Origin of the sequence: Enterobacter sp. 03-F-07-AD-ECC, assembly GCF_047530935.1 — a bacterium.
In the GTDB taxonomy this organism is placed as follows: domain Bacteria; phylum Pseudomonadota; class Gammaproteobacteria; order Enterobacterales; family Enterobacteriaceae; genus Enterobacter; species Enterobacter cloacae.
In genome coordinates, this window is sequence record NZ_JBLKBZ010000006.1 from 1 (window position 1) to 12995 (window position 12995).

The window sequence follows — 12995 nt, forward strand, 5'->3', positions numbered from 1 at the left end:
ATATATACATGTGATTAAGGAATTAAAGATTGTGTGCGATTACTTTTGAGCTATCAAAAGCATAGCGCTATTATACAGGCAGGCTCGAAAGGATTGAGAGTAACTTTGAAAGTGAAAATATTCCTGATTTATATTTTATTCTTTTTTGATTGTTAGTTCTGGTTGCTCACATTATTCATATATCACCTGTCGTTAACACTCCTGGTAACTGCTGTTCGTATATGTAGATGCGAATCTCTATGGCGTGGCATATTGATGATGTGACAGGTTGTTGAATCTGAAATAAAAGGAATACATTAAAGGATATATTGGTGTTCTGGTTCCTTAGATAATTGACTTATGAGTGCGAAACGCAGGGTTTTTGGAAGCCTTGTTATTTGTTTTTTTCATTTTTTTGCTCTTTGTGGTTTGCAAATGATGCATTTAGTGAATTATTTGGATTTGTAAGTGACATTGTATTTTCACCAACTATTTTCGCTTTGCTCATGGTCCTGGTAATTCTTCTCTTCCAATATATACTGGTTTTTGGCTATGCGACACGGAGAGAAACAGGCTATTATTAAATGTAAAAAAACAAACAGGCTATTTATTGGGCTGGCAGGCGTTTTTATCGTAAGTGTTGTCATATTTTCCTGTGCGTATACTTCGACTCTTGAGAGTAAAGGCTATGTGAAATGCGCCGGTCACCCTGATGGATGGATGCCGGGAATAGCCACCGAATACGTACTACCACCATCAGTATGTGGAGAACATGGGTTCGTCAGAAAAGGTTCGAGCGGTTATGCTCCCACAATATCCAGTCAGTCCCGGGGAGTTGAGAATGAATAAACGTCTGTTGCTTATTTGTGCACCCGTAGCTTTATTTTTACTGGTCAGTACAGCAGTTCTTTCCCTTTCATTTATAGATGTCAAATACACGTATGAACCTGCGTTAACTGGAACACGCCTGGATTATTTGGTTGACGAAACCTATTACATGGCTTGGTTATTCTTTTGTACGTCAAATATTGCATTCTTTGCTATTTATATCGTATCTTTACTGGTTTTTAAACGATTAAGTAAAAAATGTTAGTCGGTAATATCTCATTTCATTAAGTTGTAAGCTGTCATGGCTTCGCTTTATTCCTGAACACAGTAAGACACTCAATCATATTGGTTATCTATGGACGATTTAACCCTGCGTTATTACGACGCCGAAATGCGCTATCTGCTGGAAGCGGGCGAAGAATTTGCCCGTGCTCACCCTGAACAGGCAGCAATGCTCAATCTTGATAAAGCGGGCGCGCGCGACCCGTACGTGGAACGTCTCTTTGAAGGCTTTGCCTTCCTCATGGGGCGTCTTCGCGAGAAGCTTGATGACGATCTGCCTGAACTGACCGAAGGGCTGGTCAGCCTGCTGTGGCCGCATTACCTGCGCACCATTCCCTCGATGTCGGTGGTGGAGTTCACCCCCGACTGGCGTGAGATGAAAGAACCGATGCATATTGACAAAGGCTTCGAAGTAAACTCGCGACCGATCGGTGAAAAAGGCACACGTTGTCGCTACACCACAACTCAAGAGATAACCCTACAGCCACTGGCACTGGAGCATGCTCGCCTGTCGACTGATCCGGACGGGCGTTCGGTCATCAGCCTGCGCTTCAGCTGCAGCCATCTGGCTGACTGGAGTTGTGTCGATCTCAGCCAGATCCCGTTCTATTTCAATGCTGACGCACCACTGGCCTGCGCCATGCATGAAGCCTTTACCATGAACACTGCGCGCCTCTGGCTGCGGATGCCGGGTGACACGAACAGAAGACCGCTGGACGGGTATTTCACCGCACTGGGGTTTGGTGAAGATGACAGACTGTGGCCGAAAGGGGACAGCAGTTTCAGCGGTTACCAGTTGCTGCTGGAGTATTTCACCTTTCGCGAGAAATTCATGTTCACGGGGCTGCGCGGACTGGAGAGCGTGGCCTTTCCGGCTGAACTCCCCTGGTTTGAAATCGATGTGGTGCTGGCAGAACGCTGGGAGCACGATTTCAGCTTTACCGAAAAGCATCTGCGCCTGAACTGCGTGCCGGTGATAAACCTGTTTCCGCTGGAATCTGACCCACTGACGCTCAATTCCTTACAAACCGAATACATGCTGCGCCCGATGCGTGTGCAGGATGGCCATACCGAGATATACACCGTGGATTCGGTGATGTCATCGAGCCAGCATACCTACGTGCCATTTTCGAGCTTCCGTCACAAAGGCGGAATGATGCGTCATGAAGCACCGGAATATTACTACCACACCCGCGTGCGCCGGGGGCCATCCGGGTTGCATAACACCTGGCTCATCCTCGGCGGTGAAGCGTTTGATAACCATACGGTGCCGGAAGATGAGAGCCTGTCGCTGACGCTCACCGGTACCAACGGCCAGCTGCCACGGCGTGCGCTGCAGAGCACTGTACTTGATACGGTGATGAAAACGACTTCGGCTAATATTGCCGTGCGCAACCTGTGTGCGCCAACGCTGCCTTGTTATCCACCGGCGCAGGACCGTTTTCACTGGCGCGTACTGAGTCACCTTGGCAGCGGGTTCCTGTCGATGATGGATAACGCCGATGTGCTGCGCGGGACCCTGGCGCTGTATGAATGGACCGACAGCGAGATGAACCGCCGCCGCCTGGAAGCCATCCTCGACGTGAAACACGGTGAAACCGTGCGCTTTGAGCAGGGCTATCTGGTTCGTGGCGTGCAGATTGAAGTGACGCTGGACAGCCACGGCTTTGCCGGGCGCGGCGACATCTGCCTGTTTGGCGAGATGCTGAGCCGTTTCTTCGCGCTGTATACCGACATTTATCTATTTAACCGCCTGATTATCATTCTGCAACCGACAGGAGAGCGCCTGGAATGGGAAGAGAAGCACAATCGCCGCATTCCCGGCTGACCCCGCGGCTGGAAGCCGACCTGCACCGCATGAATTTTTATCGTTTCTGTCAGTTGCTGGAGAAACTGAATCCGGACCGGCCGCTGATGGGCTCAACCAGCCATCCTAGTGATGACCCGGTGCGCTTTGCGCCGCACCCCGGGATGGGCTTTCCGGCGAGCGAACTGAAAGCCGTTGAGTATGACGAAGAGGATGACAACACACCTCCGGTTATTCGAGCGACCTTCATGGGAATGTACGGTGTCGATTCCCCCTTGCCGACGGCGTATCTTGATGACATCACTCAGCGCCGTGAAGGACATGACGCGCTGCAGGGGTTTCTGGATATCTTCAGCCACCGCATCCTGACGCAGTTTTACCGCATCTGGCGTAAGTACTCTTACCCGGCCACCTTTGAGCCCGGCGGGACCGACAGCATTTCGCAGTCGCTGCTGGGCCTGGTGGGGCTGGGTATTCCCGGCACCGCGAACCACATTGCCACACCGGTATCCCGTTTTCTGGCTCTGCTGGGTGTACTTCAGCAACCGGGGAAAACCCAGGAGGGGATACAGGCCCTGGTGAGCCTGCTGGCACCGGATACCACCGTGACGGTCAGCCCGTACTGCCTGCGTCCGGTGGAGGTCAGTCAGCCACTGGGTTTTTACGGTGATGACGATTTTCTACTGGATGGCAACACGCCACTTGGAGATGAAGCGATGGATGCCAGCAGCCAGCTGCTGATCGCACTGTCCACCGATAACGAACAGGAATCACAGGGCTGGAAACCGGACGGTCTGCTGTATCAGGACTTCCTGGTGATGTTGCGTGTCTACCTTGGCTGGCGTTTTAAGGCAAAAATCACCCTGACAACCCTGACCCGCCTGCTGGCCGCGCCACCGCTCGGTGAAGGATCTTTCTGGCTCGGCATGAATGGCGTACTGGGGGCGGAGGAGGGAGCGTTTGCAAATGATATCCCGCAAACCTTTACGACGGAACTGGGCTATTACACCGGCCTGCAACCTGCAACACCACAACAAGGAAACCGACGTGTTACGTACAAGTTTGATTAAACCCGCGTGCTGGCTGCCTGCACTGCTGGCGTTCAGCCTCACGGGCTGCGGGATGACGCAGGGTATCACTGATGGCACTAAATCGGCATTTAACGCTGTGTTTTATAAAAAAATTAAGGTACTGCATCTGGATTTCACCGCCCGTGAAGCGTTGAACACCGATTCCCGCGAAAGTAACTCGCTGTCTGAGCCGGTGGTAGTCCGCGTGTATCAACTGAAAGACCGCAAGATCTTCGACAAAACGGTCTATCAGCAGCTGCTGAAGGACGGGGAGACCATTCTTAAAGCGGACCTTCTGGCCAGCCGTGACGTGGTGGTGAAGCCGGGCGGGGATGTGAGCCTTGATATGCCGATGGAAGAAGGCGCGAAGTTTGTCGCGGTGGTCGGGCTGTTCCGCCATCCGGATATGGTTAACAACACCTGGAAACAGGTGCTCAGACGTGAAGATCTCGATCCGGATAAACCGCGCATTCTTGAAGCCGGGAATAACCATCTGACATTACAACCGCGAAAGGATGACTGATGCCACAGGGACATAACACGCCATCGCTGTATGAAATGCTGACTGGTAATTTTTCCGGTGGTCTGAGCCTGCACCAGGTCAGTGAGCAGAACCAGGTGATTTTATCCGTACTTGATAACATGCAGCGCGTGCTCAACTGCCGCGCCGGTACGCTGGCGCACCTGCCGGACTATGGTCTGCCGGATATGACCAAAATTCTGCAGGGGATGCCGGGTACGACCCATGAACTGATGGGGATCTTATCGTCTGTATTGCTTAAGTACGAGCCCCGGCTTAAGAGAATCGATGTGGTGTTGCTTGAGCAGGCTATTCCCGGCGAACTGCGCTACGCCATCGACGCGGAGCTGAAGGGCATCGGTCTGGTCCGTTACGGTACGGAATTTATGCCGGAGGGCAGGGTGTTAATCCGCCACCTGAAACAGCAGCAGTATCTTGATACCCGCGCCGCACTCTGATTTTTATTCAGGCTGAAACAATCATGACGACACAATCCGAACGCCACCTCAAAACCGGCGGCGACCCGCGTACGCTTGCGGATTACGTCGCCCTGCGTGACGAAATGAACAAACTGACCCACCCGGCGCGACCGGACATCAACTGGCCGCAGGCGGAAAAGCTCTGTCTGTCGCTTTTTGAGCACAACGGGGTGGAACTGCAGACCGCGGCCTGGTATACGCTCGTCCGAACGCATCTGGCCGGTCTGTACGGCATGAACGAAGGACTGGCAATACTGGACGCACTCCTCTCCCGCCAGTGGGACAATATCTGGCCGCAGCCTGTGCATGCGCGTATGGAAATTCTCAGCGCGCTCAGCAGGCGGTTACAACAGACGATGCGCACCCTCACGCTGACCTGTATTGACCTCAGCCAGTTGTACCAGACAGAAGAGCACCTGAACGCACTGGGCGACATATTGCAGCGTCTTGAACTGAGGCATGCCAGCCAGCTCGATGCCCTGCGTACCCAGGTCCATAACGCGGCGGTACGGCTGGAAAACAGCGACGGCGGGCAGGAGGCGGGCGGTGCTGTTCTCCCGGCCAGCTTTACGACCCCGGCAGAACACGTCAGGTGGGTCTATGTCGCGCAGCCGGAGCCGCTGCCGGACAGGCAGGTGATGACCGCGCCGCCTCCGGTGAAGCCCTGGAAGCCATTTGTCGCCGGAATGGCGACCATGCTGGTGATTGCCAGCTCAGTGGCATGGGGATGGCAGACGATGCATACACCAGACCCGGCTCAAACACAGCTCGATGCCACTCTGGCGCCTTTACCTGACGAATTATCCAAAGCGCAGTTGCAGGCGCTGCGACAAGCGTCACTATCACCCGTGGCAGGGCTTAGCAAGACGCAAAATCGGCTCGCACAGCTTAGGGAACTGAAACCTGACTGGGCATGGCGCTACGGCGATAGCCTGATGCAGCAGGCGCTGATCCTTTGGCCGCAAGAGGCGAAACCGCTGGCGCAACAGTGGCAGCAGCAGGTTAACGTTGCTGCACTTCCGCAGCCATATCTGGCTGGCTGGCATCAGGGAATGACCCAATTGCAACAACTGGCGAACCGGCTTAACGCACTTGATGAACATCGGGGTAAGTACATGACGGTCAGCGAGCTGAAATCAGCGGTATTTACCATGATGCAGGCATTTTACAGTGCCGTGCCTGCAGAGGAACAACTGCGGCAGCTGGCAGATCTTCCTGAAAACCAGCCGTGGCCTGCCGCGCAGCAGAGCCAGACAGAACAGCATCTGCAGCAGTTGATTGCCCGTTATGCCCTGATGAAACAAAAAACGGCGGAATAGCTACAAAGGGTTCCCTCGTTTAAGAAGGCGAGGGAGCATCCGGGAAGATAAAAATGGCCGGTCAGCGCAGGGGGCGCAGATCCTGGTTTAACCGTGTGAAAATGAACAGAGGCAACAACGTGTCAGCCAGAGAACGTTTCTTTAAAAAAGTGCAACAGAGTAGCAAGAACACAACGTCAGGTAACACCTCAGTTGAGGCTGAAATCGTTGAATTCTGCGAGCGGTTAGAGGGGCTGGCGCAGCAAATCATTGAGTGGTTTGCGGGCACCAGCATTGAAGTCACGTTATCACGTCAGTATCTTCATGATCTGAGCACATTAGGTTATAGCCTGAGTAGCGGAATTTGCCGCTATGAGATAGCGACTATCCTTCTGCAGAATGGCGAGCGTAGTGTCAGTATCGTGCCAGAGCAGCTCTTTCGTGCAGGAGAAACGGGTTGTGTAAGAATGCGTGTTGAAGCTCCGGGATTTCGTGAGGTGTTTTATCTGAGCATGGCGCCGGAAGCGGGCTGGTTTATCCGGCGCGAGTTTCAGAGCATTAAAGAACGCGCTCTTTTGACGGAAGAACGCTTTTTTGTTGCGGTCGATCGTCTGGCTTGAAGAGCGTATGTAGAGAGCAGGTTGCCTTGCAGGCCTATTCCAACAACTTCGCAAATTTCGCCAGCCACTGCGGATGCGCAGGCCAGGCCGGCGCGGTGACCAGGTTACCGTCAACGTGAGACTGATCGATACCGATATCGGCGTACTCGCCGCCGCTGAGTCGCACTTCAGGCGCACAGGCCGGGTAGGCGCTACAGGTTCGTCCTTTTAAGACCCCGGCGGCGGCCAGCAACTGTGGGCCATGGCACACGGCCGCAATCGGTTTGTGCGCGGCATCAAATGCCTGCACCAGCTTCAATACGTCATCATTTAACCGCAGGTATTCAGGCGCTCTGCCGCCAGGGATCAGCAGGGCGTCATAGTCCTGCTCGTTAACGGCGGAAAAATCGGCATTGAGGATAAAACGGTGACCCGGTTTTTCGCTATAGGTCTGAGCACCGTCGAAATCATGGATAGCGGTCATGACATAGTCACCCTTCGCTTTATCCGGGCAGACGGCGTCAACCTGATGACCAATCATCTGTAAGGCCTGAAAAGGGACCATGGTTTCGTAATCTTCGGCGTAATCGCCCACCAGCATCAGGATCTTCTTGCTCATCATTTTCTCACTTTTATGGATAACGACGTTTTAGATATAGCCTGGTGTAGCGCAAATGTCGGAAATAAAAAAGCCCGTCAGAGCACGGGCAAAATAAGCAAGTGATTTAGCAATTCGTTACCAACATAATGGAGGATAACGGCGCATATCTTACGCGCCTGTTGAGTTGGCCGATACCTGATAATTTCGGTAGGTGAAACAACGGATTAAACGTGCGTTACAGCGCGTCGAAAGTGGGGTAAATGCTGTTTTCAATATATTCCGCCACTAACCAGATCTCGCCACTGAAGATAAACCAGAATCCGAAAATAATAAGCATTAAAATAATTATGGTGAGGATTATTTCTGTTCTTCCCATTGCAGACGATACCCACCCATAGTCTTTTTCATCAAGATGGGCATTGTAGCGGGGCTTTATCCGATACACCAGTTTCATGCCGCCAGGACTTTATTACGGCCATCATTCTTGGCGCGATAAAGCGCGTCATCTACCCGTTTAAAGAGATCGTCGATACTCTCATCCTGGTTGTGCCGCGCCACGCCAATGCTGACCGTAAATCGCGGCAGGCCGGGGATCGAGATGCGGGCAACCGCTGCCCGGATCGTTTCGGCGATTTGCATTGCAGTATCGAGAGAGGTACGTGGCAGCAGAATGACAAACTCCTCGCCTCCCCAGCGGAACACGAAATCCTCTTTCCGGCTACAGGCCTCCAGGGTACGTGAAAGTGCGATGAGCACTTCATCCCCCTTCAGATGACCAAAAACGTCGTTGATATTCTTAAAGTGATCGGTATCCACCAGCAGTAAACTGAATTGCTGCTGTAGAGGAAGGTGCGTGAGATTCATTTGCTCAGCGATAATATAGAACTGTCGCCGGTTGAGCAGGCCCGTCATGGCATCCTGTAACGCGGCATGTTCCAGCTCAAGCTCCAGCCTTTTTTGCTCGGTGATGTCATGGATAATGCACAACATCAGTTTATCCCCGTAGATCTCAATTGGTCCGGCATAGGTCTGAACATGGCGGGTTGATCCATCGGCAAGGCGGTGCACAAAGTTGAGTGGCTTATGCCCACCCGGCAGAGCGGCGATTTCGCTCATCACTGGGATCACATCGCGCCCCAGAGTGTTGATCTCCCAGGTATGCTTGCTGCACATCTCCTCGTGCGAATAGCCATAAAAATTAAGCGCGGCGAGATTGGCATCAACAATTTGGCCGTCGCGAGCAGGGTCGATCAGCAACATCGGGGCGCTGTTTGTCAGAAAAAAGCGAGCATAGAATCCTTGCTTTTTTCGCTGGTAAGTAGCGGAGCGGCTCGCTTTAAGCCCGGTCGGTGCCGGATGTGAAATCCCTTCAAAAACGATAATGTCGCCGTACGGCGCATGGTGGGTCAGCGAAAGACGACAGCTCAACGCGGTTTCATGCCCGTCGCGCCAGACTGTCCAGATCTCGACAATCTCCTGGTCCGTTTTCAACTCAGGGATATACATCGACAGCACGTCTTGCGCATTGGCTGAGAAAGTGCCTTTTCGCAGATCATCCACCGTTTTATCCCCCATCACCTGAACCGCGGCCGTATTCGCAAAAATAATATGGCCAGAAACGGGGGAGATCAGCCACACGGGGGTTTTAATGACATTCAGCGCATCAAAATAATTTTGCGACATAAGGAATTCCTGTACATCGGCACAATATGCCTGACGATCACGACGGAATCGACTCGCGTGGACTCCTCTGAACCATACTCCAGTTAACCCTGTGTAGCATGATTTTTTTGTGAAACAAAAGCGGATTCCGAATGAATTTTACCAATTGGTATAATCTGTTTCTGTGAATTAATCTGCAGCAGTAGCCACGGGATCTGTTCGGCAGGCAAAGGTCTGGCGAACAGAAAACCCTGCAAATAATCACACCCGAGCTCTGTTAACACCGCTCGTTGCTCTTCTGTTTCGATCCCTTCGGCAACAACATACATCTCCATGGTCCGGGCAATATTAATAATGGTCTCCACCAGCTTGCGGCTTTTCTCATTTTCCAGCATTGACGTCACAAAGCTTTTGTCGATTTTGAGCTCTTTTGCCGGAAGCACGCTGAGCATAAGCAGATTAGAATAACCGGTGCCAAAATCATCAATAGAGACGGTGATCCCGGCCTGGTTGAATGCACTCAGTAATTCGATACTGCGGTCGAGATTTTTAAGGGCAGTGCTCTCCGTGACCTCAAGGATGAGCCGGGAAGGAGAAAGATTATATTTCTGCAACAGAGACGATACGGTTTGAAAGATATCCGGCTGTTCAAACTGAACAGGGGATAAGTTAAAAGACAACGTCCAGTGGGCAAAACCTTGTTCAGTCCAGAAATGCAGCTGACGGCATGCGGCCTCAATCGCCCAGTTACCCACGGGAATAATTAAACCCGTCTGTTCAAGCGAAGGTAAAAACAGATTCGGCAGTAGCACGCCTTGTTCGGGATGTCGCCAGCGAAGAAGCGCCTCAAAGCCGTGGATAGTTCTCTCTTCAGCGTGCCAGGTGGGTTGATACCACAGCTCAAACTGATCGCGCTCAAGTGCCTGCGTGAGTTCCTGCAAAAAACCGGGGTTAGCCGGGATCGCCGTCGACATCTCTGTCCGGTAGACCGCCCAGTCGTTTTGGCCTTGCTTTTTAACGTACTGCATTGCCGCATCTGCTTTTAGCTTTAACTCATGCAGCATTTCGCCATCCTGCGGATAACGACTGACGCCTGCGCTGAGCGTTGTACTCAGCGTATGCCCGCATACGGAAAGCGGGCGGCGCAAATCGTCGAGCAGCGTTGAGAGGAGGGACTGGAGTTTGTCGTCATCACATTCTGGAACCAGCAGAATAAAAGCATCGCCCCCCAATCTTGCCAGGGTCATCTCACGTGTAAGCCTCGCCGTGATGCGCTGCGCAATGGTGATTAACAACTCATCCCCGACGTTATGTCCCCAGGTGTCATTAACCTGTTTAAAGTGATCAACGTCGAGGAAGATCACGCCAAATTGTTTATTGCTAAGCAACGCGCTGCGCAGGCAATCCTGCATGCGCAGATCCATCTGGTGGCGATTGGCAAGGCCGGTAAGGGCGTCAAACCGTGCCTGTAGTTCAAGCTGTCGATTGAGCGCCTGAAGGTTGTCCGTGAGCCGGTTGGTACGCCAGTGGGAATCAATGAGTGAGATAATCAACATCATGCCGAGCAGGCACAGCGTGGTGACCGACACCCCTATCGATAATCCCAGTTCGCTGATACCGCCGGGTAGGGTATGAGTCATATCACTGAACTGAGCGGCCCGCATGCCGGTGTAGTGCATGGCACAGATGGCAACGCCCAGAATTAAAGCGGCGAGAATGCGATTGATAAAGATCCCTTTTCGCTGATGCCGCAGGTGAAAGGCCAACCAGAGCGCGGCACCGGAGGCCATTACGGCAATCAATACGGATAAACCGATGATGGGGTGATCCCAGATGATGGGGCTGTCCAGCATCAGTGCGGCCATACCGATATAGTGCATTGACACCACGCCTGCGCTCAGAATTAAGGTTGAGAGAAGCAGTCTGAAGGGCGAAAGGCGAGCGCCCGTCACGGCAATATTCATTGCCAGCATAGACGCCACCACCGCGACGCCCATTGAGGCGAGGGTTAACCAGAGGTTGTAGCTCATGATCATGGGCATTTTCATCGCTAACATACCAATGAAATGCATCGACCAGATCCCGACGCCCAGCGTAAGCCCTCCGGCAAAACGCCAGAACAGAGCGGCCTTTCCGCTGGAAAGCGGGATTTTCCCGGCATTCTCCAGGGACACAAACGAGGCGATAAAGGCCACAAGATAAGAGATGGCTATTAACACTGGGTCCCACGATACATTGAGCATTATGCAATCCCACGCCAAAGGGGTTACTGATTTCGCCAACCGGGACAGATCTTTATCTGGCTGCGTGCAGGCGAGTTCAAACAATATTAGTTATAGGGTACGTAAAACGGCCCGCACTATTAAAACGCAAAACTGTAAGCAATATAAAATATATTCTCAGTTCTAACTTGTTAAGCACAGCTAAACAAGGGCAGTTAATTGCAACAAAGTCTCTAAAATAGGGTGGTGATTAATCCCCTTAGCCGCAGGTGATGGTATCGCTTAAGTTCGTGTCAGACCAGTATCACAGTATCCATGGCACAATATTTCCCACAATACGCTTTTTTTATCTCACTTAAGTTAAATTGCAGGTTGCTAACTGCGAAACGACAAAGCACCGCTATTCGTGAGGACAAACGCCAGTACGGATGCTATAAACCTTAATGCCGACCAAAATATTAAGTTGTGGGAATAATCATGCTAAAAAATATTAGTGTCAGAACCTTCATTGTCTATTTCCTTTTGTCTCTTTTTTTGCTAAACGCAGCTGTCGTCTTTCTATTTACCGGCGCATCGTCACTCTTAATAACGCTCAATGTGATAAATGTGACTGCTCTTTTTTTACTCTGGATTTACATGACCCAATATCTTGTGACACCGATCAATACTGTGAAAAAAAGTATTGAAGAAGTCACGGCAGGGAATCTTGGCGTGACAATCCCCGAGTTTGGCAACAACTGCGCAGGGCGTTTAATTCCCGGGATTAACAGCCTTTCGGGCAATATTGCAACGCTGGTCCGGGAAATCAGGGCGTCGTCACAAACCGCCATGACCTTATCGGATCAACTCTCAGCACGCAGCGCGCAGCTATCAGTGAAAACGGAGCAGCAATCGGCTTCGCTGGTGCAAACCGCAGCCAGCATGGAGCAGATGGCTGCGAGCACCAAAAACAATGCTGATAACACCCGACTCGCCAGTGAACAGGCCAATCAGGCAACGCTTCAGGCGCGTAAGGGGGGCGAGCTGATGGGGCAGGTTGCTCACAATATGCAATCGATCACCGAATGCGCACAGCAAATGACGGAAATCATCTCGATGATCGACGGCATTGCCTTCCAGACCAATATCCTTGCGCTTAACGCGGCCGTTGAGGCGGCAAGGGCGGGAGACCACGGAAAAGGCTTCTCTGTGGTCGCGGAGGAGGTGCGAAATCTGGCACACCGCAGCGCGGAAGCGGCGAAGAACATCAAAACGCTGATTGAAGTCACCAGCAATAACGTTACACAGGGCGTGACGGTAGTGTCAGAAGCGGAAAAAAACATGCATGAGATTGTGGCTGGCTCCGGCAATGTCAGCCGTCTGATGGATGAAATTTCCAGTTCCACATCCGAGCAGGAGAAGGGAATTTCACAGATCACGCTGGCATTATCAGAGCTGGAAAGGGTTACGCAAAGCAATGTGGCGATGGCGGAGGAACTTAACGGATCCTCCGACGTGCTGCGCAATCAGGTTATCGAACTGCAGTCACGGACACGCAATTTCCGGCTCGACGGGGGATACGCGGCTGATAGTTCGTTAACTGCACCGGTTGTTCCGCTGGCGTTCCCGCAGCGACAAGGACATTCCGCCTGAAGGGACACCGCCGTTA

Annotated in this window: 12 protein-coding genes; 8 read left to right on the forward strand and 4 right to left on the reverse strand. The window is 52.1% G+C overall.

The genetic code is table 11. The annotated features are described in order from the left end of the window. Positions 1-820 precede the first annotated feature (820 nt). The 7 genes from ACMWKA_RS11090 (at position 821) to ACMWKA_RS11120 (ending at position 6883) form a co-directional block, all read left to right on the forward strand. On the forward strand, positions 821-1072 hold the full coding sequence (locus ACMWKA_RS11090) for a hypothetical protein (protein WP_127869327.1): 252 nt from the start codon (positions 821-823) through the stop codon (positions 1070-1072). 90 nt (positions 1073-1162) lie between these two features. Further along, positions 1163-2917, forward strand: a complete 1755-nt coding sequence (tssF, locus tag ACMWKA_RS11095) for a type VI secretion system baseplate subunit TssF (protein WP_414760212.1) — start codon at positions 1163-1165, stop codon at positions 2915-2917. Then, on the forward strand, positions 2881-3966 hold the full coding sequence (tssG, locus tag ACMWKA_RS11100) for a type VI secretion system baseplate subunit TssG (protein ID WP_335262428.1): 1086 nt from the start codon (positions 2881-2883) through the stop codon (positions 3964-3966). The genes tssF and tssG overlap by 37 nt, the downstream gene beginning before the upstream one ends. Beyond that, on the forward strand, positions 3944-4489 hold the full coding sequence (gene tssJ, locus ACMWKA_RS11105) for a type VI secretion system lipoprotein TssJ (RefSeq protein ID WP_040023737.1): 546 nt from the start codon (positions 3944-3946) through the stop codon (positions 4487-4489). The genes tssG and tssJ overlap by 23 nt, the downstream gene beginning before the upstream one ends. Beyond that, entirely contained in the window at positions 4489-4944 is a 456-nt protein-coding gene (tssE, locus tag ACMWKA_RS11110; protein ID WP_038419559.1) for a type VI secretion system baseplate subunit TssE, read from the forward strand. Before tssJ ends, tssE begins: the two co-directional genes overlap by 1 nt. 23 nt (positions 4945-4967) lie before the next feature. Continuing rightward, positions 4968-6284 carry a VasL domain-containing protein gene (locus ACMWKA_RS11115; protein ID WP_414760213.1) on the forward strand — a complete coding sequence of 439 codons (1317 nt, stop codon included), beginning with the start codon at positions 4968-4970 and terminating at the stop codon, positions 6282-6284. A gap of 119 nt (positions 6285-6403) precedes the next feature. Further along, positions 6404-6883, forward strand: a complete 480-nt coding sequence (locus ACMWKA_RS11120; RefSeq protein ID WP_129327297.1) for a hypothetical protein — start codon at positions 6404-6406, stop codon at positions 6881-6883. Between the two features lie 34 nt (positions 6884-6917). On the opposite strand, the gene ACMWKA_RS11125 is transcribed toward ACMWKA_RS11120, so the two are convergent. From ACMWKA_RS11125 to ACMWKA_RS11140, 4 genes are all read right to left on the reverse strand, one after another. Continuing rightward, positions 6918-7481 (reverse strand): DJ-1/PfpI family protein, encoded by a 564-nt coding sequence (locus ACMWKA_RS11125; protein ID WP_414760214.1) that lies wholly within the window; start codon positions 7479-7481, stop codon positions 6918-6920. 217 nt (positions 7482-7698) lie between these two features. Further along, positions 7699-7917, reverse strand: a complete 219-nt coding sequence (locus tag ACMWKA_RS11130) for an Ecr family regulatory small membrane protein (protein ID WP_020689199.1) — start codon at positions 7915-7917, stop codon at positions 7699-7701. After that, on the reverse strand, positions 7914-9146 hold the full coding sequence (locus ACMWKA_RS11135) for a sensor domain-containing diguanylate cyclase (RefSeq protein WP_248089952.1): 1233 nt from the start codon (positions 9144-9146) through the stop codon (positions 7914-7916). Before ACMWKA_RS11135 ends, ACMWKA_RS11130 begins: the two co-directional genes overlap by 4 nt. A gap of 83 nt (positions 9147-9229) precedes the next feature. Continuing rightward, a complete protein-coding gene (locus ACMWKA_RS11140; RefSeq protein WP_414760215.1) occupies positions 9230-11368 on the reverse strand; it encodes a putative bifunctional diguanylate cyclase/phosphodiesterase in 2139 nt (712 codons plus the stop codon). 456 nt (positions 11369-11824) lie between these two features. On the opposite strand from ACMWKA_RS11140, the gene ACMWKA_RS11145 reads away from it, so the two are divergent. Then, a complete protein-coding gene (locus ACMWKA_RS11145; RefSeq protein WP_414760216.1) occupies positions 11825-12979 on the forward strand; it encodes a methyl-accepting chemotaxis protein in 1155 nt (384 codons plus the stop codon). The last annotated feature ends 16 nt before the right edge of the window (positions 12980-12995 follow it).

Coding starts and splice junctions, on each gene's coding strand:
- ACMWKA_RS11125 (WP_414760214.1), bottom strand. CDS start 7,481: ATGAGCAAGAAGATCCTGATGCTGGTGGGCGATTACGCCGAAGATTAC.
- ACMWKA_RS11130 (WP_020689199.1), bottom strand. CDS start 7,917: ATGAAACTGGTGTATCGGATAAAGCCCCGCTACAATGCCCATCTTGAT.
- ACMWKA_RS11140 (WP_414760215.1), bottom strand. CDS start 11,368: ATGCTCAATGTATCGTGGGACCCAGTGTTAATAGCCATCTCTTATCTT.
- tssG (WP_335262428.1), top strand. CDS start 2,881: ATGGGAAGAGAAGCACAATCGCCGCATTCCCGGCTGACCCCGCGGCTG.
- ACMWKA_RS11135 (WP_248089952.1), bottom strand. CDS start 9,146: ATGTCGCAAAATTATTTTGATGCGCTGAATGTCATTAAAACCCCCGTG.
- ACMWKA_RS11145 (WP_414760216.1), top strand. CDS start 11,825: ATGCTAAAAAATATTAGTGTCAGAACCTTCATTGTCTATTTCCTTTTG.
- tssF (WP_414760212.1), top strand. CDS start 1,163: ATGGACGATTTAACCCTGCGTTATTACGACGCCGAAATGCGCTATCTG.
- ACMWKA_RS11115 (WP_414760213.1), top strand. CDS start 4,968: ATGACGACACAATCCGAACGCCACCTCAAAACCGGCGGCGACCCGCGT.
- tssE (WP_038419559.1), top strand. CDS start 4,489: ATGCCACAGGGACATAACACGCCATCGCTGTATGAAATGCTGACTGGT.
- ACMWKA_RS11090 (WP_127869327.1), top strand. CDS start 821: ATGAATAAACGTCTGTTGCTTATTTGTGCACCCGTAGCTTTATTTTTA.